Source organism: Streptomyces sp. NPDC093795 (genome assembly GCF_044764665.1).
GTDB lineage: Bacteria > Actinomycetota > Actinomycetes > Streptomycetales > Streptomycetaceae > Streptomyces.
The window spans coordinates 919,392-941,817 of the sequence record NZ_JBIWIO010000001.1; the positions used below are offsets into that span (position 1 = coordinate 919,392).

Below are 22,426 nucleotides of genomic sequence, written 5' to 3' on the forward strand. Positions count from 1 at the left end.
ACCGAGATCACCAAGGCGTGGGGCAGGGCATGGGGCAGTCTTTCAGGAAGTGACCTAGACCCCGCTCCGTGCGGTCGCCGCACCTGCCCGGAACACCTCAATCGCCGAAACGAATGCTGCGGCGGCGGAGAGGATGATCATGATCACGTTCAGGACCTCATCAGGTCCGAAACTGTTCGTGATGATGTTCCGCAGGACAGCCGCGATGATCACGCACTCCACGAGGAAAGCGAGCCCGAGAAGAACCCGCTTGAGCCATCGGGGAACCCGGCTAAATTTACCGGGCACCGAGAGCAGTAGGGCGCCAGCGAGCAGCACCCCGATCACCGCCACTTCGGCAAGCAGATAGAGTACCCCTCCGGCTGCGGGCGGGTCCGTGTGGTCGATTTCTGAGGTGTCCTCTGCGAATACGACGAAAAGGACTTTCGCTACTACCACATAGGCCACTTGCAGAAATAGCACACCTGCGGCGATCGAGCGAAGAGCCTTCATCTTCAACTGTTACTCCTAAAGAGAACGCCATATTTCATGATCTGCAGGTCTCCGCGCTTCTGAGCATTCCGACACCCGTCGCGAACCTTTGTATTGGAGTCAACCACGCCCGTATACCTCCTGCCGATCTGGCGGCCGACGGCATTGTTGAACATGTCCATTTTCTTATCATTGCCGGAGGAATCCGACTCATGACGGGTAGCGAACTCATAGGTGTCGTCCGTGCTCATACGAATCTCCATACGCGCGTTCCAGTAGCAGTGCCGGAAAGCGTCGCCAGTGCCCTGGTACAGGGTAAGCCGCGGGTACCACCTCTCCGCCTGGTCACGGGCAACCGTTGCAGAGCTCTTCACCCAGAGGCAGTCGATGGGATTCAGTACACAGTACCGCTGTTCCGCAGGCGTCATGTAAACAGTCGAGTAGCCCGGGTCCAGCAGCACCGGGTACGAAACAACCTGACCGGAACCAGGATTCAGCGCGACAGTGACGTTTCCTTCGACCAGCCGAAGGGAGACCGGAATGGACTGCCCCTTCGCGTCCAGTGCCGCCGGCGCGGTGATCGAGGTCACATTCCCTGTCGGGTCCGATATAAGGACGCCGTTGTCTCCGGTCTCGATGACGCTCTGGCCTGGCTCGAGGGTCAACTTGTAGGAGTAACTCGTCGGCGCATTAGGGCTGCGCAGAAGGTGGAACGTCTCAACAGAGTTGACTGACGTCCGAATCGCGAGTGTGTCAGCGTCAGTTTGCGTATTGGGATACACAATGAGGCCGGTCTCGCTCAACTCGGCAGGAGCCGCGCTCCCTGCCGGCATGTCCAGCACGGTCTGTGAATCACCGTGCACGCCGGTTCCGACAATGCTTGCGTCAGCCGTTGCGGGAAGTTCCACCACGGGAAGGCTGAGAGCAGACTCCTCGGTCTCGACAACTTCGGGATCGAGCTCTTCTGTGTAGCCTGCCGGGGTGTCGTCGACCGCAGGGTACTCCTCGCTGGCGGGAGGCTCGACATATTCAGCGTCGTCCGCGGGGTGCAAAGCCTGCGAGAAGTGCGTTTCAGCCAACTCTGCGATGAAGGACGTGTCGAGACTTCCGGTGAGGTTACCGACATAGAACGTGTGGGCGGTTGATTCCGACCAGGTTCCGGCTGCGTTCTTGACCCGTACGGAAAGGACGTGGACGCCTCGGGTCGACGGTGTGAGACTGACCGTTCCCTTGCCGCCCGTGAGCGCGGTGGAGTTCGTCTCGCCACCATCCAGGGAGTACTCCGCCGTCACCGCCTTACCCAAGGGGTCGGAGATGGCGAACGCTCCTGCTTGGCCGGCGTTTCCGTGCCACAGTCCATCGGCGGGATACAGAGTGGAGGCGACCGACGGCGCGGCGGGCGTCGAGGTGTCGATGGTCAGCACGCTCCACGGACTCCAGATTCCGTTCCAGTCCGTGCCGTCGTACGCGGACATCCGCCACTTGTACACGCCGGGAGCAAGCGCTCCGGAGGTCCAGGAACCGACGGCACCTGGGGAGACGAAGGCCGAGTTGCCGGTCGTCACCCTGGCGGTGCCGTCCTTGTTCCATACCTCGAAGGTCAGCCGGACGGGGTTTCCGTCCACGTCAGTGGCCTTCCCCTGCAGGGTGGGCGTGGTGTCCGCAGTCACGGCCCCGTTCGCCGGTGACACCGGCGTGGCCACCCCCGGCTTGGTGTTGTAGGTCACGACGAGGGCAGGCTCCGTGGGCCCCTGCGAACCGTCCACGAAATTGGACGAGCGGAAACGCCGCCAGCTCAGCGAGTCGGCCTCGTTCACCGCGCGCACCTGCAGACCGTAGTTGGGCGCGCCGTCGGCCCATGCCTGCACGATGTCGCCCACGTTCCAGCGCATGAAGTTGGCCGGACAGGCGGAACTGAACCCGTAGGCAGACTTGGACACGGCGGCGCCGGTAGCCGTTGTGGCCGGCTGTGCTCCCCAGGTCACGCCGCTGGGGTCCCAGTTGGCAGTGATCCGGTTGACGGCAACGCCCGAACCGGCGGCAGAGCAACTCGACGACCAGTACGAGTGCAGCCGGAATTCGCTGCTCAGGATGTTCTTGCCCGCGTACCTCGCCACGTCGAACTTCACGTAGGAGCGCGCTTTGGTGGTGCCGGCGTCGTACGTTCCCGTCTTCAGCTCGGTGGAACCTCGCTGGGAATCGGGGTAGTTAGTCGCCACCCAGGTGTCCGTGGACGCGCCGAGCGTGGTGGTGGGGTCGATGTTCACCGGGTAGTCGACATCGGGATCCGTGAGGAACTCCATGCTGGGCTTCAGCACGAGAACGGTGCCGTCAGCGCCTTCTTCGATGGAGGTGGCGATCTCCATCGAGTGCGTAGGGTCACCGGACTTGGGGTCGACGCCCTCCCCCCACATCCGTGGGGCCGGGGCGCTGGCGACCAAGGCCCCGGTCTCGCTCTCCAGGCGCAGGTGGCGGGATTCCGTCTTCCTCAGGTGCATGCCGTCGAGCGTGACCGGGAGCCGGAGTTCCACCGGTGCGGTCGGACGCTCGTGGAGTATGAGCGACTCCGAGAACCCGTGCGGCAGGGCGGTCACATGCAGATCGCCGCCGGGCACGGCGTTCGCGTAGACCGCAGTGTCGCCGTCGAGCCGGGGCGCGGGTAGCGATGTGGGCCAGTCAAGCCCGAAGGTACGGCTTCCTCGCGATACCGAGGCGAAGTCCTCTGTGCCGCCGTCGGACAATGTCACGTCGGCGACTGCGGTCTCGGGCTCGACCTGGGTTCCGGTATCGGCGAGTGTGGTGTCGAGGCGCTTCCACACGCCTGCTTCCTTGACCCGGAAGGGCGCGGAGGCAGTTTCCGTGGTGAGGGTGCCGTCCGGATTGGCCCACGTCGTAGAGTCCGCCGTCCGTTCGGCGAGTGCCTCGACCCTACGCCCCCCGAGGGCTGCGGCCAGACGGGCCGCCTGGAGGTCAGAAGCCTCCGTCACCGCAGCGGCATGGTTCCCCACAGCTGCGTTTTGTGTCCGAGCGTCAGCCGTCACGGCTGGTACTTGGACAGCGAGAACAAGAGACACCACTGTAGATATGGAAGCGATTCCAGATCTCGTGCTCATGTCCTTCCCCCTGTCTACCTGCTACATGTGAGCAACCGGTGAAGGTTGCTTGGTCGCCGCGATCATAGGCAGCATCGTCCTCACGCTGTCACGGCGTTCGTGAGGCCGGTGGATTTGTGGGCCAGCGTGCGGAGTTCGTCCGGTCCGAATCTGGACACCTTCTCGGTGACGATCCGGTCGCCGATGGCTGCGCCGGCGGAGGCGGCGAGCTGCTGGACGCGGTCGCGCAGCTCGGCCTCACGGACGCCCATGGTCGCCCGCACCCGCGGCCCGTATCCACACAGCCCGAGAGATCGGCCGCTCTGCCCGAACTAGCGCCCGTCACCATGGTGTCGGGGGCCGTCGAGTAACTGCGCCGCCGCCGTACCTGGTCGGATCGCGCGGATCGCCGGACCGGGCGCGGCCGGACTGCTGCTCGCCGTGATCCCGATGAGCTCGCTGTTCCTGCTGGACGGAGCCACCTTCCTCGTCTCCGCCGCCGCCCTCGCCGTCCTGGGTCGTCGTAGCAGCGTGGTGAGGCAGCAGCGTGTTCCGCAGAAGGAGGCGAGCCCGGTCCAGGCCCGGATGCTGCTGCGAGGCCGGCCGGACACGGCGGTCGCGATCGGCATCCATGGTCTCGGCATCGCCGCCCACACCGTCGCCCTCGCACTGCCCGCCTTCATCACCCTCCACCTCGGCGCCGGCGCCGGAACGTACGGAGCCGCACTCGCCGCCACCGGCGCCGGAGCGCTCGCGGCGAACGGCTTCGCCGGGAACCTCCGCCTGCCGCCGAACCTGCCGGCCTTCTACTGCGTGGCCTGGGCGGTCTCCGGCGCGGCCCTCGCGTCGATCGCGCTCGCCGGTTCGGTCCCGGCGCTGCCGGCGCTCTCCGTGCTGCTCGGGGCGGTTAATCCGTTCGTCCAAGTCGCTCTCGTCACTCACCTATCGGGTTTTCCACCTGCCCACCAGCTGCGGTTGATGTCCGTGGATCTCACGGTCATCCGTACCGCCGGGACGGCCTCGATGTTGTTCGTGCCGGCGCTCGCCGCGCACCGTCCGGGCCTCGCCTTCGCCGTGGCCGGCCTCGGCCTGGTTGCTGTCGGGCTTCTCGGCTCGGTCCTCGCCGTCCGCTGGGCTCCCGCCAGTTCCGTACCCGGCCAGGAGCCCGTCGGATCGGGCACGAGCGGGCGGGCCCGGGGCCGCTAGCTGCCCCGGGCCGCCCCTCTCACGCGCCGGTCATCAGGCGATCAGGCGCCAGTGGGAGACCTCGATGTTCTCCAGCGGGATGCCGAGGTCCTCGTAGATGCGCTGGATGTTCGAGGCCATAGCCGAGGCATACGTCGAGATAGCCGAAGGGAACCTCGCCCGCCGCAAGACGATTGAGGAGCTCTCCCGAATTTTGTGGAAGGGCCGCGACCACCGCGCCCGCCGCAAGGCGATGAAGGCGGCCATCTCCGAGATGGAGCCGTACCGCCGGATCGTCGGCCCGGCCACGCGTCATCGCATCCGCTCCACGCTGCGCGCCGCGCTGAACTCCGCGATCGCCCAGCAGCTGATCACCTTCAACCCGGCTGCCCACGTCGAGCTGGAGGCGGGCAAGCGCCCCAAGGCGCTCGTCTGGACGGCGGAGCGCGTCCTGCACTGGCAGCGGACCGGCGAGCGGCCGTCGCCCGTCATGGTCTGGACTCCGGAGCACACCGGCTTCTTCCTCGACCACGCCGCCGACGACCGGCTGTACGCCCTCTTCCACCTCGTCGCCTTCCGCGGGCTCCGGCGCGGTGAGGCGTGCGGGCAGAAGTGGACCGACACCCACCTCGACGCCGGCCTCATCACCGTCGCCACGCAGCTCGTCGTCGACGGCTGGGAGGTGTACGAGGACGGCCCCAAGACCGACGCGGGCGCACGCACCATCGCCCTGGACTCCGACACCGTCGAGGTCCTGCGCCGCCACCGGGCCCAGCAGGACGCGGACCGCGAGAAGTGGGAGACCGCCTGGGTGGAGACCGGCCGCGTCTTCACCCGCGCGAACGGCGAGCTCCTCCACCCGGCCAACGTCACCCGCCGCTTCATCGAGCTGTACGAGGAGAGTCGGCCTCCCGCCGGTCCGGCTCCACGACCTGCGCCACGGCGCGGCGACGCTCGCCCACGCGGCCGGCGCCGACCTCAAGGCCATCCAGGAGATGCTCGGTCACTCCTCGATCGCCATCACGGCAGACACGTACACGAGCCTGCTCCCCTAAGCGGATCTCGCGATCGCGGAGGCCACCGCCCGCCTCGTCCCGCGCGCACGCAAACGGCCCCGGACGGGACGTCCGAGGCCGAGTAGGTCCCCCCTGGCGATAAACCCCAGGTCCGAGCGGGAAAAACAGAGCCCCCTGTCGGGTTCGAACCGACAACCCCCGCTTTACAAGTTCGATCGGACAGCCCGTCCGGGGCCTGCCTGGGTCTCCGACCAGGCCACTGCCGACCGCCCGACACCGCCCACGTCCGGGCTCGTTGATGTCAGCCGTAGATGTCAGCCGTGCGAGTCAGCAGCCTCCGTCATCGCTTCTTCCGGAGCTTCCGCATCTTCGCTTCGGCTTCCTTCTTCTTCCGCTGCTCCACCCCGTACGTGGACCACGGTCCCTGATGCTTGGCGCACCGCGAGGTCCCGACGACCGCCTTGTTCTGGCACCGGCCGCCGCTCTGTGTAGGAGCTCCGCACTTCGACTGCGTCATCCCGTCTCCCCTCCAGGGCCCACCGTGGGCATCTCTCGCACGGTGCCCACAAATCCGGCTCACCGCGAGGGCGCAGAGGGGTGGCGGTGGAAGCACAGGTTGGCGCTCCCTGACGCGCGCAGCGGGCAGGGCTGCCTAGAACGCTCGGAACATCGCTGGATCCCACCCCTGCGGAAGAGCGTTCGCCATGAAGAGGTAGACAGGCCCAAAGGGTGTCTCCGTCTGAAGGGCCTCCCACTGGTCCAGGTCATGAGCGCAGTAACGGCGCAGCAGATTCTTCATCTGCTGAACCTCTGCGTCGTTCAACGGTCCTTGGCCCCGTACTTCATCCATGCCGCCATGGTAGGCAGCCATGAGACCCGGCTCGGGCGACCTGACCACCCTCAACGGCTGATGGGGACCTCGTAGACGATCTCGCACAGGGAGGCAGGAACGACGATGTCCGCAGTCTCGACGGGTCGTCCCTGGTCGCTGTAGTACGTCCGCCGGATGTGCGTGACGAGAGCAACCTTCTGGATCCCGAGAAGCGACGCCTCTTCGGCGGTGGCCTGCCGCGGTTCGGGTTGCTCGACGGCGTGGCTGACCGTGACGCCGATCTCGGCCATCCGGTTCACGACGCCGACCCCCGCGTGCGGTCCGCCCTCGGGAAGGACGACGAGGGTCCCGCCGGTGAGGTCGTACGGCTCCCAGCTCGTCGACAGCTGAACCGGCCGCCCGTCGGCGAGGAACTCGTACACGGTCCGGACGCACATCTCGCCCTCACCGATCCCGAGCCGCGCAGCGATCTCCGCCGGCGCGGGCACCTTGGCATCGGTCCGGCTCTCCCAGCCACCGTTCCGCCCGACGGCCTTCATGTCCGCCCGGAACGGCGACCCGTCGGGCTGCTCGCGCGCCGCGGACCGCACCACCCGCACCCGCTGGCGGGGCTCGGCGACGTAGGTCCCGGATCCCGCCCGCCCCTCCAGCACCCCCTGGGAGATCAACAGCTCCTGAGCGCGGCGAACGACGTTCTCGCCCACCCCGCACTCCTGGCCGATCTGGGCCCGAGAGGGGAGCCGATCTCCAGGAGTCCACACGTGCTCCGCGATCCGCCGCCGCAGTTCGTCGGCGATGCGGAGATAGGGCGGCTGCTCAGACATATGGAAAATCTAGTCCACTAGCTCTAATCTAGTTAACTAGCTTTACTGAAAGTGATCGCCGGTGACGGAGGCTTCCCTGTGCCTGCTCCAGAAGTAAGCGCGGAGACCCTCGCCGCCCGGCTATCTGCCGTCGGGCTCACCACACGCGTGGAGGAGCACGCCAGACACACATCGATCGAAGCGGAGGTACCGGGATCCCTCCCCACCGAGACATGGCGGGAGGTCCTGGAAGTCATGGCAGAGGCAGACCGCTTCGGTCTCCTCGCCACCAGCCTGGGCGGCCGCACCCTCTGGGCCGCCGTGAACAAAGCGGTCCCCGCGACAGGCGATGTCTGGGGACCTGGCCATCAGCGATAGGAGCTGATCAGCATGTTCAACCGTATCCGCCACGCCATCGCGCGCACCAGAGAGCGGTACCCCCAACCATCCCGGCACCGCGACGCGTTACAACCCATCCGCCCGACACGCATCCACCCCAACCCGTCCGAGGCACTGACGCTGCTCCTTGGGCAGCTCCAAGACCGGATGGACTTTCTCCCGGGCGAGGAGATGGCCCTCGTCGGGGAAGTGGTCATGCGCGGCACCCTACTTGGCATACCGCATCTCGCCGCGGGGCGATCACCTCCACCCGGCCGAGAGGCTTACCCGCTGAAGGCGCTACTCCTCATCGCTCCGCTCCAGCACCAAGCCGACGGAGCCGTCCTCCAGACCGTTGCTGTCTTCGAGGTGGAGGTGCGCTCCGTCGGAGACGCCGTCGCCGGCCAGTACGAGCAGGTGCCCAGCCAGCGTCTTGAGGCCTGCGGCATTCGCCTCGATGACAACCTCGCCCCCAAGGTTCCGCACCTCGATCCGCGAGTCCGCGTCCCACGTGAACATGAGTGCGGCACCATCCGTCACCGTGACGCGAGTGCTCTCGATGGGGCCATGTACGGGTCCGGAATTCATGGAGACCATGATGCCGCTCACGACACACAGCTCCGGAGGCCCCGTGCGTCTGAAGTAGTTGTGCAGGTCAGAGGCCTAGGAGGCTGCGGCTGAACCTGACCGGTCCACAAATAGGCCGCACCCAACCGAGGCGCCGCTGGACCTCATCCGACAGCGATGTGGGCACACGGGCTTCGCTGTCGGTCACTGCCAGGTACGTCGGCTCCCGTGGCTTACCACAATCTCTTGGGATCACGCAGGTGCCCACTCAAGGTGTGCCTCGGCAGGTCCAGCGTGGATCGATGCACTGTCCCGTTGCCCGCCCGTCTCCGTGGCCCTCTGCTCCCTTGATTGATCCGAGCTTGCCGCATGATCAGCACAGCAACTTCCTGAAGCCTGTGACTGACAAGGCTAGTTGGTGCATAATCACCCTACTTGGCAACAGCGCCGGCTCCCTGCATACACCGCCCTGAGGGGCACGACTTGAGGGAGTCCGCAATGGAACCGATTTCTCTGATGCTCATCGGGATCATCCTGATGATTCTGAGGGCTCGGAGTTAGTCGAACAGCCAAGGGATGGGGGCTCTTCGGAGCCCCCATTTTATTTTCCTAGGACATCGCTGAAGCCAGACATTAGAGCCCCAATTGCAGCAAGGATTGCAACGGGTATGCCGATGGCGGCGATCCTTTCTCCTGCGGAAAGTCGAAACCACCACCCGCCTGAAGGGATTGTCGAGTTAACCTTCAATTGTGCCCTGAGTGCTCTCCTCTTCAGTATTTGAATGATTGCGCCACCAAGTCCAAATGCCATCAGGGCGCCAATGATAGAATTTACGATAAAGGCGTTTTCTTTTGCCTTGTGAGCCTGTCTGACGCATTCGGCTACCGTATCTTCGCCTGAATCGACAAAGAAGACAAATGCACCTAGGAGCAAGAAGAACGAGATGAAGACCAGTGATACCTTGGTTTCGTACCTCGGAGACTGAGTAACGGCGCCTCTTTTTGAGAGGAAGTTTTCGAGTCGCGCAGATTGACCGTAAGCCCATACCGCGTCGGAACCGGAGACGTTGAACTCGGTCCGCTCGGTGTCTATCACTATAGAAACGAGCCGTTCGCCGCCCGGTGTTTTTGCTTCGAGGCTGAGGTTGGACCATCCGTCATCAGTTTCTGGTGCATGGGACTGGACGAGCGAGAATAGGTCAGCCAGGGATTGTTCCCAGTACCGCGTACTGCTGGCAACCGTTGAGATCTTGACGTCGGGCGTCTCTATTCCTTCGCAAGCCATAGCGAATAGGCGATCGAGGTCATCTCGTCCCAGTCGGCACTGGTAGAACACTTTGCGCAGATCGGTCAGCTGGTTTGGTGTAGTTGCCATGGCAGAATGATGGCCCCCCAAGGGCTGGGTTCGCCTGGCTTCGATCAGGTTGCTGCGCTCTGGATGCCTTCACCATGGGCACCTATGAGTCATGCCGTCGGAGCCTCCCTGCGCGCCCCCCAACTCCCATCCCGGAGCCTGAGCGCCCCCGCCGGAGGCATGTCGGTGACCTGAGAAACCGACGGCGTTGGGGCTCGGACTCATACCCTTTGGCCTATCCCGTCTTGCAGGGGCGGGCGTCGGCGCAGCGGGGGCGGAGCGGGCCGAAGGCAGGAGCGGCGCCCCGAGCGGAGCCGGGAATCCCGCCGGCGGAGCGGAGCGCAGCCGGGTGCTTGATGAAGTAGGGAAACTCTTACCGCGTTGAGTGCTGGCGCTCGGCTCGGTACTGGCGCTTCGCTGGAGCGACATCGATCTGGAGAACCGCGTCCTCCTGGTCCGCCAGCAGGTTCAGCGGCGCCGCGGAGTGCTCTACAACGACGAGACCAAGGGACGTCGCTCCCGCGCTATCCCGCTTCCCGCCATGTGCCTGGCTCCCCTGCGCTGGCACCGGATACGTCAGAAGGCGACGTACAAAGCGGCCGGTACGGAGTGGTCGGCCACGGGCTACGTCTTCGCCACCCGCACCGGTCGTCCCGTCGAGCCCCGCAACGTCCACCGCTCCTTCGTCCGCGTCAGCGAGGCGGCCGGCCTCCGGCTCATCCGGCTCCACGACGCCCGGCACGGCTGCGCGACGCTCCTCACCGCGGCCGGGGTCGCGCCTCGCGTCGTGATGGAAATCCTCGGGCACAGCCAGATCAGCCTGACCATGGACGTGTACACCCACGTCGTCCAGGACACCCAGCGCGAGGCCATCAGCCACATGGACCGACTCCTCAAGCGGAAGCGGCCCGATCGCCACCGTTGATATGACGCTTCATGCCAAGACCCTCAACCAGCATCGGTTGGGGGTCTTCGCGTCTTCCCTGGCGCCTCTCCCCTGATCAGGGCGTTGTGCGTCTGATGGCACCTGCAAGGCGAGACCCGACAGGACGGCGCTCTTGTCGTAGGTGCCTGACAGGATCCCGAACGTGATAGCCATCGAAGATCTCGTTGCCCGCGTAGCTGCGAAGGCCAAGGCCACTTCTACGGCCTTGCCTCCCGCCGCCACTGCCAAGGAGGTTGCCGAGGCGGAGGCCGTTCTCGGCTTCGCCCTCCCACCCCTGCTGGCGAGCCTGTATCGGGAGGTCGCCAACGGTGGCTACGGCCCCGATTACCAGCTCCTTCCGCTGGTTGGGCCAGGGCGTACGGCGCTGAGCGAGTACCAGTCCGAACGATCCGCCTCAGCCGAGGACGAGGCACCGTACTGGCCGGCGGGCGTGCTGCCGATCCTCGACTGGGGCTGCGCCATGTACGCCGCGGTGGACTGCCTCAGCGAGACCGCCACGGTCCTCCTCTTCGACCCGAACGCCATGACGGACGACGGAGCCGCCGCCTGGTTCATCGATGCCGGAAGCCTGGCCGAGTGGCTCGAAACCTGGCTCGCCGGGACAGGGTGGTACCGGGAAGACGCCGACGAGTACGAAGACGTGGCGGAGCCGACCCCGTGGGAGATGGCCGCCTCCCGGATCGCGGAGTGAACGAACCGCGGGATGGCCGCTGAGTTCGCTCGATGGAGCGGCCTCTCACACGACGGCATCCAAGGTCCGACCGCCCCTGACCGTCACCGTTGATGTCACCCGTAGATGTCAAAGACCCCCAACCAAGATCGGTTGGGGGTCTTCGCGTGTCCTACCTGGAGCCCCCTGTCGGGTTCGAACCGACGACCCCCGCTTTACAAGAGCGGTGCTCTGGCCAGCTGAGCTAAGGAGGCAGCGAGTGCAGTGTAACCAACGTCGTCCGGGAGGCGGTCGGAAATCTCACTGGCTTCGGAGTACTGACAGATGCCGGATCGCCAGGTAGCGTCGCCTGGAGTTCACCCTGGTGGACTAGACCTCCATCCTTCCTTTACTCGGATCGTCCGGCACGTTCCTGCCGGTGAAGGGACACATCACCATGGCTTCCGTCACTTTCGACAAGGCGACCCGGGTGTACCCCGGTGCCACCAAGCCCTCCGTCGACCAGCTCGACATCGAGATCGCCGACGGCGAGTTCCTCGTCCTCGTCGGGCCCTCCGGCTGTGGCAAGTCGACCTCCCTGCGCATGCTCGCGGGTCTCGAGGACGTCAACGCCGGCTCCATCCGCATCGGTGACCGCGACGTCACGCACCTGCCGCCCAAGGACCGGGACATCGCCATGGTGTTCCAGAACTACGCGCTGTACCCGCACATGAGCGTCGCCGACAACATGGGCTTCGCGCTCAAGATCGCCGGCGTCAACAAGGCCGAGATCCGCGCCAAGGTCGAAGAGGCCGCGAAGATCCTCGACCTCACCGAGTACCTCGACCGCAAGCCGAAGGCGCTCTCCGGCGGTCAGCGTCAGCGTGTCGCCATGGGTCGTGCCATCGTGCGTGAGCCGCAGGTCTTCCTCATGGACGAGCCGCTGTCGAACCTCGACGCCAAGCTGCGTGTCTCGACCCGTACGCAGATCGCCGGCCTCCAGCGCCGTCTGGGCATCACCACGGTCTACGTCACCCACGACCAGACCGAGGCCCTCACCATGGGCGACCGCGTCGCCGTCCTCAAGGACGGTCTGCTCCAGCAGGTCGACTCGCCGCGCAACATGTACGACCGGCCCGCCAACCTCTTCGTCGCCGGCTTCATCGGCTCCCCCGCCATGAACCTGATCGAGGTCCCGATCGTCGACGGCGGCGTGAAGTTCGGCAACAGCGTCGTCCCGGTCACCCGTGACGCCATCGCCGCCGCGTCCGCCAACGGCGACACCACCGTCACCGTCGGCGTCCGCCCCGAGCACTTCGACGTCTCGGGTGCCACGAGCAAGGACGGCCTCGCCGTCACCGTCAACGTCGTCGAGGAGCTCGGCTCCGACGGCTTCGTGTACGGCTCCACCCGCGTCGGCGGCGAGGACAAGGACCTGGTCGTCCGCGTCGGCGGCCGTGACGTCCCCGCCAAGGGCACCACGCTGCACGTCGTGCCGCGCGCCTCCGAGCTCCACGTCTTCTCGACCTCCACGGGCGCGCGCCTCAGCGACTGATCCGCCCCCGCCCCCGGTCGGCTACGACGACCTCTCCCCGGCCCCGTGTCTCTTGCAGATGCGGGGCCGTTGGTCTAAGTGATGGTTTACCCCGCGAAACCCCGGCAGATCCCGGTAGACCCCGGCAGATCCCGGCATTCCCGGGCGGCTCTCACCCCCCGCGTCAACACGGGATTCGAAAAGCCGCTTCGAACCATCCCCCGCGAGAGTGACTAAATGTCGCCAAATCACTACCGCCCGCTACGCTCGCCTGCGTGACGCACACTGCCCGCCGAATCGGCCGCTCTCTCGCCCTCGTCCTGCCCATCGTCCTGGTGCTCTCGGGAACGCTCGCGGTGTCCGCCGTTCCGTGGGCCGGCCAGGACGCCGAGACCCAGCTCACGGCGTCCTCCTCCGAGGTCTCCGTCCGTGCCAAGTCCCGTGCCCCGCACGACATCCTGCGCGACCAGCTCCTCGCGGAACTCCAGGAGAAGGACCCCGGCACGGCCCTCACCCACCTCCAGCGCGAGGTGGAGAACCGGCCCTCCCTCGCCAAGCACTGCATGTCCATCGCCCGTTCCCTCGGCCGCGCCGCCGTCGAGCAGTACGGCCCGTCCCGCGCCCAGTCCTTCTCCCGCCCGGTCTGCGACACCTCGTACGCCACCGGCGTGATGCGCGCGGGCTGAGGCCGCCGTCGCACGTCCGGCAGTCGGTCGTACGGGGCGCCTATCGTTCCCCGTATGCACACCACCTCTCCGACGCAGGCCGTGGTCCTGGCGGGCGGCCAGGGCTCACGGCTCCGCCCGTACACCGATGACCGCCCCAAGCCGATGGTCGAGATCCCGGGCACCGGGACCCCGATCATCGGCCATCAGCTTTCCTGGCTCGCCGCCGAGGGCGTGACCGACGCGGTCGTCTCCTGCGGCCATCTCGCCGAGGTGCTCCAGGAGTGGCTGGAGAGCGCCGAACTGCCCCTCAAGGTGACCACGGTCGTCGAGACCGAGCCCCTGGGCCGCGGCGGCGGCCTCAAGTACGCCGCCGCGCACCTGCCCGCGCCGGACCAGCCCTGGTACGCCACCAACGGCGACATCTGGACCCGTTTCTCGCTGCGCGAGATGGCCGCCTTCCACGCGGAGCGCGACGCCCTCGCCACGCTCGCCCTGGCCCGCCCCCGGATCCCGTGGGGCGCCGTCGAGACCGACACCTTCGGGCACATCACCGACTTCATCGAGTCGCCGCCGTCGCCGTTCCTCATCAACGCCGGCGTGTACGTCTTCTCCGCCGCCTTCACGGAGCTCCTCCCGGACCTGGGCGACCACGAGCGCACCACGTTCCCCCGGCTCGCGCGGGAGCGGCGCCTGGCGGGCTTCCCGCTCCCCCAGGGCGCCTACTGGAGGGCCATCGACACCGCCAAGGACCTCACCGAGGCCGCGAAGGAGCTCGCCGCCCAGAGGGGCTGAGACACGACGCGACAAGAAGGGCGGCACCGCGCCGAAGCGGTGCCGCCCTTCCCTTCTGTCTACGTCTACGCGGCCTCAGCCCAGCAGGCCGCCGATCGGGTTCCTCGCGCCGCCCGTCGTCGAGCCGCTCTCGGACGGGGTCCCGGTCGAGCCGCCGGTCGAGCCGCCCGTGGAGCCGCCGCTCGTCGTGCCGCCGGTGGTGGTCGGCGTGTCGCTGGTGGTCGGCGGGGGCTCCGGCCTGGACTGCGTGGGAGTACGGCTGCTGGTGCCGCCGGTGCTGCCGCTGCCCTGGGTGGCGGTCGGGCGCCGCTCCTGGGTCCTGGTGGACTCGCGGGTCGTCTCGGCCGGCCGGGTCGCCTCCCGCGTCTCCTCGCGCTCCGCCGGGGCCTCGCTGGTCGCGGTGGGCTCGGGCTCGGTGGACGCGACGGTCTTCGAGGGGGCCCTGCGCGTCGGCTCGGCGGGGAGGGGCTGGCCGGGGAGGTGGTTGATCGGGTCGTCGTTGGGGCCGGGGACGGTGACCATCTCGGTGGAACGGACGGCGCCGCCGAGGACGGAGCCGACGAGAAGGGTGAGGCCGACGACGACGGAGGCGACGAGGATGCTGCGGCGCATGACGCGGCGGCGCAGGTCCCAGAGGTCGGCGCGGGGGCCGAGGGTCCGCCAGGCCTCTCCGGCGAGACGGCCGTCGAGGGAGTAGACGGGGGCTCCGGCGATGATCAGCGGCGACCAGGCGGCCAGATAGATGATGTCGGCGGAGTCGTAGACCGGGACGGTCTTCCAGCTGACGGTCAGGAGGAGCGCGGCGGAGAGCAGGGCGCCGACGACGGCGGCGACGCGCTGCCAGAGTCCGAGGACGGTGAGGACGCCGACGACGACCTGGAGGAAGGCGACGGTGAGTCCGGCGCCGACGGGGTGCTGGAGGGCGAAGTCACGGAGGGGTTCGGCGAGGGCCCACGGGTGGAGGGAGTTGAGCCACTTCACCATGGAGCCGCGCTCGCCGCCGTCGAAGTAGACGGGGTCGCAGAGCTTGCCCATGCCCGCGTAGATGGAGATGAAGCCGAGGAAGACGCGGAGCGGGAGCAGGACCACGCCGAGGTTCATCCGGCGGCCGGGGTAGTAGGCGTGCCGGACGCTGTCCTGCCCGTGGCGCTGCGCGGGCCGGCCCTGCGCCGTCTCCTCGTCGTCGTACGCGTTCCCGTACGCGTTCCCGTACGCGCTCCCGTACTCACCCTCGTACGATCCGGGTCCGCCGGTCCCGGGACGGAGTTCGTACAGCTCGTCGTACGCGCCCTCGGCGCGGCGCATCGGCGGCAGCAGCGGCCCCGAGTCGGCGGGCACGACGGGGACGGGCATGGTGTCGTCGATGCGCGGGATGGCCTGGGTGGCCCCCCCGTCGAGACCGGAGTGGCCCGGGCGGCCCGGGCGGCCTCCGTGGCCCGTGCCCGGCTCCAGGGTGGAGACCGAGGACTCGCGGACGGCCTGGAGGAGGCCGGTCGCGCCCGGTGAGGACTTTCCGGTCCATACGACGGGACGACGGCGCGGTCCGCCCGCTCCGGCCGCGGCCCCGGAGAGGGCTGCGGTACGGGCGCCGGCGCCGAACTTCGGCTGCGGAGCCGGCGCGAGCCGCACACGGAAGCTGGCGTGGTTCACGATCACCTGGGCGGGATCGGAATCCACCTTGACCATGCTCAACGCGGGCTGATCGTCGAACCCCGGCCGGGGCGTTCTGGTGTCCACACTCATCTAACCGAGTGATCTGGGTTTAGGACACTGCCTTGACGGCTCGCAAATGTCCGAGACCCGTCAAGATCAACGCCACGGCCGGGGCCGGGTGGTGCGCGGGGGTGGCACTCCCGGGTGTTACGCCATTCGGCGGCGGGCCGCCTCGTAGAGCACGACACCGGCGGCGACACCGGCGTTGAGCGACTCGGCGCCGCCCGGCATCGGGATGCGGACGAGGAAGTCGCAGGTCTCGCCGACGAGACGGGACAGGCCCTTGCCCTCGGAGCCGACGACGATGACGACAGGACCGGACAGCGCCTCCAGCTCGTGGACCTCGTGGTCGCCGTCGGCGGCGAGGCCGACGACCGCGAGACCGGCCTTCTGGTACGCCTCCAGGCAGCGGGTCAGGTTGGTGGCGCGGGCGACCGGGGTACGGGCGGCGGTGCCGGCCGAGGTCTTCCAGGCACCGGCGGTCATGCCGGCGGCACGGCGCTCGGGGACGACGACGCCGTGCCCGCCGAAGGCGGCGACGGACCGGACGATCGCACCGAGGTTACGCGGGTCGGTGATGCCGTCGAGGGCCACGATCAGCGGCTCCTCCTGGTGGTCGTAGGCCGTGGCCGCGAGGTCCTCGGGGTGCGCGTACTCGTACGGCGGGACCTGGAGGACGAGACCCTGGTGGTTCAGGTTGTTCGTCATCCGGTCGAGCTCGGGGCGCGGCGCCTCCATGATGTTGATGTTGCCGCGGCCGGTGGCGAGGTTCAGGGCCTCGCGCACGCGCTCGTCGTTGTCGATGAACTGCTGCACGTACAGGGTCGAGGCGGGCACGCCGTCGCGCAGGGCCTCGAAGACCGGGTTGCGGCCGACGACCATCTCCGACTGGCCCTTGCCGCCGCGGCGGGCGACGGGCTTGCGCTTGGCCGCGTTCCGGGTCATCGCGTTGGAGACGCGGAACGCCTTGTGACCCTTGCGGTTCTCGGCCTTGGGCGTCGGGCCCTTGCCTTCCAGGCCCTTGCGCCGCTGGCCACCGCTGCCGACCGTCGCACCCTTCTTGTTGGACGTGCGACGGTTCCTGCGCTGGCTGTTCCCGGCCATGACTACTCTCATCCTGGGTGTTGCGTACGTCGGCGTACTCGGCCTCCGTACAAGGTCTGTAAGTGAAGTGTGCCGCCCGGGGTCCCGAGCGGCACGTCTTCTAACGGTTGCCCAGCGTCCAGCGGGGGCCGTCGGGGCTGTCCTCGATGGCGAGGCCGGACTGGGTGAGCTGGTCGCGGATCGCGTCCGCGGTCGCCCAGTCCTTGCGCTCACGGGCCGACTCGCGCTGCTGGAGCACGAGCCGTACGAGGGTGTCGACGACGCCGTGGAGCTCTTCGCCGCCGCCGGTCTCCTCGGCCCAGTGCGGGTCGAGCGGGTCCAGGCCGAGGACGCCGAGCATGGCGCGGACCTCGGCGAGGCGGGCGATGGCCTCGTCCTTGTCGTCCGCTGCGAGGGCGCTGTTGCCCTGGCGGACGGTGGTGTGGATGATCGCGAGCGCGTGCGGCACGCCCAGGTCGTCGTCCATGGCCTCGGCGAAGGCCGGCGGCACCTCGGCGGCGGGGGCGACGGCCGCCCCGGCCTTCTCGGTGGCGCGCTGGACGAAGCCCTCGATACGGGCGAACGCCGACTCGGCCTCGCGCAGGGACTCCTCGCTGTACTCGATCATCGACCGGTAGTGCGGGGTGCCCAGGTAGTAGCGCAGGACGATGGGCCGCCAGTTCCGCACCATCTCGGACACCAGCACGCTGTTGCCGAGCGACTTCGACATCTTCTCGCCGGCCATGGTGACCCAGGCGTTGTGCACCCAGTACGAGGCGAAGTCGTCGCCGAAGGCCTTGGCCTGGGCGATCTCGTTCTCGTGGTGCGGGAAGATCAGGTCGAGGCCGCCGCCGTGGATGTCGAAGGCGGAGCCGAGGTACTTGTGGGCCATGGCCGAGCACTCCAGGTGCCAGCCGGGCCGGCCGCGGCCCCACGGGGTCTCCCAGTCGGGCTCGCCCGGCTTGGTCGCCTTCCACATCGCGAAGTCGCGCGGGTCGCGCTTGCCCGTGATGCCGTCCTCGGACGGCTGGCGCAGGTCGTCGATGTCCTGGTTGGACAGCTCCAGGTAGCCCGGGAAGGAGCGCACGTCGAAGTAGACGCTGCCGTCCGCCTCGTAGGCGTGGCCGCGCTCGATGAGCCCGCGCATCATCTCGATCATCTCGGGGACGTGCCCGGTGGCGCGGGGCTCGTACGTCGGCGGGAGGCAACCGAGCGCGTCGTAACCGGAGTTGAACGCGCGCTCGTTCTCGTAGCCGATGGACCACCAGGGGCGGCCCTGGTCCGCGCCCTTGGTGATGATCTTGTCGTCGATGTCGGTGACGTTGCGGATGAACGTGACGTCGTAGCCGCGGTACGCGAACCAGCGGCGCATGATGTCGAAGTTCAGCCCCGACCGGATGTGCCCGATGTGCGGGGCCGCCTGGACGGTGGCGCCACAGAGGTAGATCGAGACGCAGCCCGGCATGAGCGGGGTGAAGTCACGGATCTGCCGGGCGCTGGTGTCGTACAGGCGAATAGTCACCACTCCAGGGTAGTGGGCGTGTGGTAGTGCCCCGATACCTGTTGCCCGTCTCCGATGACGTTTTTCAACGGTCGCGGTACGGATCCGGTTGCCGTACGGGGTAGACGAGGGCCGTGGCGAGCGCCGCGAGGCCCTCGGCGCGACCCGTGAGCCCGAGCCCGTCCGTGGTGGTGCCGGAGACGGAGACCGGTGCGCCGGCCGCCTCGCTCAGCGCCTTCTGCGCCTCGTCGCGCCGCTTGCCGATCTTGGGGCGGACGCCGATGACCTGGACGGCGATGTTGCCGATCTCGTACCCCTCGGCGCGGACGATCCGGGCGGCCTCGGCGAGGAGGGTGACGCCGGAGGCGCCGGAGTACTCGGGGCGTGAGGTGCCGAAGTGGGCGCCGAGGTCGCCGACGCCGGCGGCGGAGAAGAGCGCGTCGCAGGCGGCGTGGGCGGCGACGTCACCGTCGGAGTGCCCGGCGAGGCCGTAGCCGTCGCTGTCGGTGGCCTCCCAGAGGAGGCCCGCGCACCAGAGCTCGCGGCCCTTCTCGAAGGCGTGGACGTCGGTGCCGATGCCGGTGCGGGGGATGAGCGGGTTCTCAGAAGCCATCGTTGGCCCTCCTGCGGGCGAGTACGGCCTCGGCGAGCACGAGGTCGAGGGGGCGGGTCACCTTGAAGGCCTCTTCGTGGCCGGGCACGACGACGACGGGCGCGCCGAGCTTCTCGACCATGCCGGCGTCGTCGGTGGCGCCCTCGCCGGTGAGGGCGATGGTGGCGTGGGCGTTGACGAGGGTGTCGTGGTCGAAGCCCTGCGGGGTCTGGACGGCGCGGAGCCGGGCCCGGACGGGGGTGGCGACGACCTGCTCGGGGTCGCCCGGCTTCTCGGCCGGTTCGACCTCCTTGACGGTGTCGGCGACGGGGAGCGCGGGGACGACGGCGACGGCCCCGTCCCGTACGGCCCCGATCACGGCGTCCACGGTGTCGACGGGGACGAGCGGGCGGGCCGCGTCGTGGACGAGGACGGTGGTGATGCCCTCGGGGAGCGCGTCGAGCCCGAGGCGTACCGACTCCTGGCGGGTCTCGCCGCCGGGCACGACGAGGTAGTCGGTGCGCTCGGGGAGGGCGTGGGCGTCGAGGAGGTTCTTGACCTCGGTGGCGCCATCGGGGGGTGCGACCACGACGACGAGCGAGACCGCGCGGGAGGCGGCCATCGCGCGGACGGCGTGGATGAGCATGGGGGTGCCGCTCAGCGTGCGCAGCGCCTTGGGGGCGCCCGGCCCGAGGCGTACGCCCCGGCCGGCCGCCGGGATCACCACGGCGGTACGAGGAGGACGCGCTTCGTCTGACATCGGTTGCACTCCGGCAGGTTTGTTTCCGCGGCCGACATGGGTATGGCCTCCACCGTGCCGGACGTTCCGCCTTGACCGGGCCCTTTCCGTGACGACGGTCGAGGCGTGCCGCCCGAGCACAGGGGTTCGGACGTTACAGGGGGTGCGGGTTCCTTCTCGGCGGTGGGCACACGTGACGTCGTGACCGTGTGCGGGCTCGCCGCGCGTACGTCCGCATGCGTACGCGAACATGCCGCAGCGCCCGGCGGCAGCGCTGTGTGGATCACAGCACGCCAACGGGCACCACGGCATTGCTTCACTTGGTAGCGCGCTCGGATGTCGTCAGAGCACGCTCAGGACGCGAGGACCTCGTCGAGGAGAGCCTCGGCCTTGTCCTCGTTCGTGTTCTCAGCGAGCGCCAGCTCGCTGACCAGGATCTGCCGGGCCTTGGCGAGCATGCGCTTCTCACCTGCGGAGAGACCCCGCTCGCGCTCGCGCCGCCACAGGTCGCGGACTACTTCGGCGACCTTGATGACATCGCCGGAGGCGAGCTTCTCAAGATTTGCCTTGTAACGACGGGACCAGTTCGTCGGCTCTTCGGCGTACGGCGCGCGCAGCACCTCGAAGACCCGGTCCAGCCCGTCCTGACCGACCACGTCGCGGACTCCGACGAACTCCGCATTGTCCGCCGGCACGCGAACAGTCAGGTCGCCCTGCGCGACCTTGAGCACCAAGTAGGTCTTGTCCACGCCTTTGATCTGGCGAGTTTCGATGGCCTCGATCAGCGCGGCCCCGTGATGGGGATAGACCACGGTGTCGCCAACCTTGAACGTCATGTGACAGGTACCCCTTCCGTGGCTATCCAGGGTAACACGGAAACGGCCGCTTCTGAATGGCGTTTTCGCAGGTCAGGGCATATCTCGGGGCTTGACAACTGCAACACGAACGTGCTGCGGAGGGCTTCCGGAAGGCGGTATTCGCAGGTCGGAGCGGCTGCGCGGACGGAGAGAAACGCGCACGTTACACCTACTCGGAGCACCGCCGAGGAGGGGCGATGCCCCGATTTGTCGGGTTCGGAACGTGTCTCTCCGCCTACTCCGTTCGAGGATCGTTCACCCGTACGGATGCATCGCGGGGTGATTCCGTAATTGATCAGTCGACGCGGGTCGGGGATTTTCCGGAGGCACGGCTCAGGGGAATGCGGGGCGGTCCTCGAATTGATCAAGGCGGTTATGTGAACAACAGGTCAATGGATCGCGATCCGGCCACACCGGCCGACTTCCGACGGAAGACGGGGTCGGGGCGGGGCGGGGGGCGGCGTGGGTCGGGGCGGGTCGGGGTGACCGGGGCGGGTCGGGGCGGGCGGGTCAGGGCGGGTCGGCCCCGGCGGAGGCGTACCGGAGAGGGCCGCGGCCGGTTAGGGGCGGGTCGGGTGCGGGACGGAGAGTGCGGCTCGGTAACCTGAGCGCGCTGACGCACCTTTAGTCGGCCCTGGTTCCCCAGCCCGTCCACACGTCCTCACGTCCTAGGAGAAGCCGCCGCCGTGAGCCGCAGCCTTCGACGCGGCGCCCTCGCCGCCACCGCCCTCGTGTTCTCCATCGCCGCGCTGTCCGCCTGCGGGGCGGGCAACGACGCGCAGACGCTCGGTGTCCGGCCCGACAACGCCGCCGTCACGGTGGACGACGTCAAGATCCAGAACGCGCTCGTGATCACCCAGCCCGAGGCCGGGGTCAAGGGTCCGGCCGTCGTCTCGGCCACCGTCTTCAACAACGGGGACAAGCCGCAGACCCTCGACGCCATCAGCCTCCCGGGCAGCAACGCCACCGTGACGCTGAAGCCGGCCACGGGCACCGGCCCGATCAGCATCCCGGCCAGGGGCTCGGTCGTGATCGGCGGCGCGGGCAACGCCACCGCCACCATCGAGAACGGCTCGGAGGCCACCCGCAAGGGCGACGCCCAGAAGGTCGTCTTCAAGCTGAGCCGGACCGGCGACGTCGGCCTGAGCGCCTTCGTCGTCCCGGCGTCGAGCTACTTCAAGGACTTCGGCCCGTCCATCGTCCCGGCCCCGCCGGGCACCAAGCCCAGCGCCTCCGCGACGCCCTCGGGCGAGGCGGAGCACGGCGCCGAGCACGGCGGCGAGGCCACGGGCTCGGCCGGCCACTGACGCCGGGCAGACACGCGTGAAGGGGCGCCCCCGGCCGGGGGCGCCCCTTCACGCGTACACACGCCGAGGGTTTCTTCGGGACGCTGTGCCGGACTCCGCCCGGCCGCCTCGGCCCAGGTCGGTTTACGGCTCGAACTTGTAGCCCAGGCCTCGGACCGTCACCAGGTAGCGCGGGGCGCCCGGGTCCGGTTCGAGCTCCTCCCGCGTGCGCCCCTCGCACCGCTCGGCCCCGGAGGGCCTCACGGGCTTCAGGACGCTGTGCCGGACTCCGCCCGGCCGCCTCGGCCCAGGTCGGTTTACGGCTCGAACTTGTAGCCCAGGCCTCGGACCGTCACCAGGTAGCGCGG

The 22,426-nt window shown here is 68.2% G+C and carries 20 protein-coding genes, 1 tRNA gene and 1 pseudogene; 9 read left to right on the top strand and 13 right to left on the bottom strand.

The window, feature by feature from the left end; all coding sequences use genetic code 11:
- Nucleotides 1-54: 54 nt before the first annotated feature.
- The 3 genes from ACIRB7_RS04435 to ACIRB7_RS04445 all read right to left on the bottom strand — a co-directional run bounded on the left by ACIRB7_RS04435 (nucleotide 55) and on the right by ACIRB7_RS04445 (nucleotide 3,835).
- Nucleotides 55-498 carry a hypothetical protein gene (locus ACIRB7_RS04435; RefSeq protein ID WP_403592131.1) on the bottom strand — a complete coding sequence of 148 codons (444 nt, stop codon included), beginning with the start codon at nucleotides 496-498 and terminating at the stop codon, nucleotides 55-57.
- A complete protein-coding gene (locus ACIRB7_RS04440) occupies nucleotides 495-3,290 on the bottom strand; it encodes a DNRLRE domain-containing protein (RefSeq protein WP_403592134.1) in 2,796 nt (931 codons plus the stop codon). The genes ACIRB7_RS04435 and ACIRB7_RS04440 overlap by 4 nt, the downstream gene beginning before the upstream one ends.
- A gap of 374 nt (nucleotides 3,291-3,664) precedes the next feature.
- Nucleotides 3,665-3,835 carry a hypothetical protein gene (locus ACIRB7_RS04445; protein WP_403592137.1) on the bottom strand — a complete coding sequence of 57 codons (171 nt, stop codon included), beginning with the start codon at nucleotides 3,833-3,835 and terminating at the stop codon, nucleotides 3,665-3,667.
- A gap of 178 nt (nucleotides 3,836-4,013) precedes the next feature.
- Here ACIRB7_RS04445 and ACIRB7_RS04450 point away from each other — a divergent pair, with 178 nt between their 5' ends.
- Together ACIRB7_RS04450 and ACIRB7_RS04455 are read left to right on the top strand one after the other, a co-directional pair.
- Complete coding sequence (locus ACIRB7_RS04450) at nucleotides 4,014-4,769, top strand: hypothetical protein (protein ID WP_403592139.1); 756 nt, start codon at nucleotides 4,014-4,016, stop codon at nucleotides 4,767-4,769.
- Between the two features lie 572 nt (nucleotides 4,770-5,341).
- Nucleotides 5,342-5,803 (top strand): tyrosine-type recombinase/integrase, encoded by a 462-nt coding sequence (locus tag ACIRB7_RS04455; RefSeq protein WP_403592513.1) that lies wholly within the window; start codon nucleotides 5,342-5,344, stop codon nucleotides 5,801-5,803.
- Between the two features lie 861 nt (nucleotides 5,804-6,664).
- Here ACIRB7_RS04455 and ACIRB7_RS04460 read toward each other — a convergent pair.
- A complete protein-coding gene (locus ACIRB7_RS04460) occupies nucleotides 6,665-7,420 on the bottom strand; it encodes a GntR family transcriptional regulator (protein WP_403592141.1) in 756 nt (251 codons plus the stop codon).
- 78 nt (nucleotides 7,421-7,498) lie between these two features.
- On the opposite strand from ACIRB7_RS04460, the gene ACIRB7_RS04465 reads away from it, so the two are divergent.
- The gene (locus ACIRB7_RS04465) at nucleotides 7,499-7,777 is read left to right on the top strand and encodes a hypothetical protein (protein ID WP_403592516.1); all 279 of its coding nucleotides are present in this window, start codon (nucleotides 7,499-7,501) and stop codon (nucleotides 7,775-7,777) included.
- Between the two features lie 300 nt (nucleotides 7,778-8,077).
- Here ACIRB7_RS04465 and ACIRB7_RS04470 read toward each other — a convergent pair whose 3' ends face one another.
- Together ACIRB7_RS04470 and ACIRB7_RS04475 are read right to left on the bottom strand one after the other, a co-directional pair.
- Nucleotides 8,078-8,386, bottom strand: coding sequence for a hypothetical protein (locus ACIRB7_RS04470; RefSeq protein WP_403592144.1), 309 nt, complete (start codon nucleotides 8,384-8,386; stop codon nucleotides 8,078-8,080).
- 559 nt (nucleotides 8,387-8,945) lie between these two features.
- A complete protein-coding gene (locus ACIRB7_RS04475; protein WP_403592147.1) occupies nucleotides 8,946-9,719 on the bottom strand; it encodes a hypothetical protein in 774 nt (257 codons plus the stop codon).
- A 385-nt stretch (nucleotides 9,720-10,104) separates the two neighbouring features.
- Between ACIRB7_RS04475 and ACIRB7_RS04480 the strand changes: the two are divergent.
- A pseudogene (locus ACIRB7_RS04480) lies at nucleotides 10,105-10,623 on the top strand (tyrosine-type recombinase/integrase); the annotation flags it as partial.
- Between the two features lie 163 nt (nucleotides 10,624-10,786).
- Nucleotides 10,787-11,335, top strand: a complete 549-nt coding sequence (locus ACIRB7_RS04485; RefSeq protein ID WP_403592150.1) for an SMI1/KNR4 family protein — start codon at nucleotides 10,787-10,789, stop codon at nucleotides 11,333-11,335.
- Nucleotides 11,336-11,491: 156 nt separating this feature from the next.
- On the opposite strand, the gene ACIRB7_RS04490 is transcribed toward ACIRB7_RS04485, so the two are convergent.
- Nucleotides 11,492-11,568, bottom strand: a tRNA-Thr gene (locus ACIRB7_RS04490).
- A 182-nt stretch (nucleotides 11,569-11,750) separates the two neighbouring features.
- Here ACIRB7_RS04490 and ACIRB7_RS04495 point away from each other — a divergent pair.
- The 3 genes from ACIRB7_RS04495 to ACIRB7_RS04505 all read left to right on the top strand — a co-directional run bounded on the left by ACIRB7_RS04495 (nucleotide 11,751) and on the right by ACIRB7_RS04505 (nucleotide 14,287).
- Nucleotides 11,751-12,848: an ABC transporter ATP-binding protein gene (locus ACIRB7_RS04495; RefSeq protein ID WP_403592153.1), complete on the top strand. Its 1,098-nt coding sequence runs from the start codon at nucleotides 11,751-11,753 to the stop codon at nucleotides 12,846-12,848.
- A 254-nt stretch (nucleotides 12,849-13,102) separates the two neighbouring features.
- On the top strand, nucleotides 13,103-13,513 hold the full coding sequence (locus tag ACIRB7_RS04500) for a hypothetical protein (protein ID WP_403592156.1): 411 nt from the start codon (nucleotides 13,103-13,105) through the stop codon (nucleotides 13,511-13,513).
- 54 nt (nucleotides 13,514-13,567) lie between these two features.
- Nucleotides 13,568-14,287 carry an NDP-sugar synthase gene (locus ACIRB7_RS04505; RefSeq protein ID WP_403592159.1) on the top strand — a complete coding sequence of 240 codons (720 nt, stop codon included), beginning with the start codon at nucleotides 13,568-13,570 and terminating at the stop codon, nucleotides 14,285-14,287.
- Nucleotides 14,288-14,362: 75 nt separating this feature from the next.
- Here ACIRB7_RS04505 and ACIRB7_RS04510 read toward each other — a convergent pair whose 3' ends face one another.
- The 6 genes from ACIRB7_RS04510 to ACIRB7_RS04535 all read right to left on the bottom strand — a co-directional run bounded on the left by ACIRB7_RS04510 (nucleotide 14,363) and on the right by ACIRB7_RS04535 (nucleotide 20,751).
- On the bottom strand, nucleotides 14,363-16,030 hold the full coding sequence (locus ACIRB7_RS04510; protein WP_403592162.1) for a DoxX family membrane protein: 1,668 nt from the start codon (nucleotides 16,028-16,030) through the stop codon (nucleotides 14,363-14,365).
- Nucleotides 16,031-16,147: 117 nt separating this feature from the next.
- The gene (gene rlmB / locus ACIRB7_RS04515) at nucleotides 16,148-17,104 is read right to left on the bottom strand and encodes a 23S rRNA (guanosine(2251)-2'-O)-methyltransferase RlmB (protein ID WP_403592164.1); all 957 of its coding nucleotides are present in this window, start codon (nucleotides 17,102-17,104) and stop codon (nucleotides 16,148-16,150) included.
- Nucleotides 17,105-17,204: 100 nt separating this feature from the next.
- Entirely contained in the window at nucleotides 17,205-18,605 is a 1,401-nt protein-coding gene (gene cysS / locus ACIRB7_RS04520) for a cysteine--tRNA ligase (protein WP_403592167.1), read from the bottom strand.
- 64 nt (nucleotides 18,606-18,669) lie between these two features.
- Nucleotides 18,670-19,197 carry a 2-C-methyl-D-erythritol 2,4-cyclodiphosphate synthase gene (gene ispF / locus ACIRB7_RS04525; RefSeq protein WP_403592170.1) on the bottom strand — a complete coding sequence of 176 codons (528 nt, stop codon included), beginning with the start codon at nucleotides 19,195-19,197 and terminating at the stop codon, nucleotides 18,670-18,672.
- Nucleotides 19,187-19,936, bottom strand: coding sequence for a 2-C-methyl-D-erythritol 4-phosphate cytidylyltransferase (gene ispD / locus ACIRB7_RS04530; RefSeq protein WP_403592173.1), 750 nt, complete (start codon nucleotides 19,934-19,936; stop codon nucleotides 19,187-19,189). Before ispD ends, ispF begins: the two co-directional genes overlap by 11 nt.
- Nucleotides 19,937-20,268: 332 nt before the next feature.
- Nucleotides 20,269-20,751, bottom strand: coding sequence for a CarD family transcriptional regulator (locus tag ACIRB7_RS04535; RefSeq protein ID WP_003953493.1), 483 nt, complete (start codon nucleotides 20,749-20,751; stop codon nucleotides 20,269-20,271).
- A gap of 707 nt (nucleotides 20,752-21,458) precedes the next feature.
- Here ACIRB7_RS04535 and ACIRB7_RS04540 point away from each other — a divergent pair.
- On the top strand, nucleotides 21,459-22,079 hold the full coding sequence (locus ACIRB7_RS04540) for a DUF461 domain-containing protein (protein ID WP_403592176.1): 621 nt from the start codon (nucleotides 21,459-21,461) through the stop codon (nucleotides 22,077-22,079).
- Nucleotides 22,080-22,426: the final 347 nt, after the last annotated feature.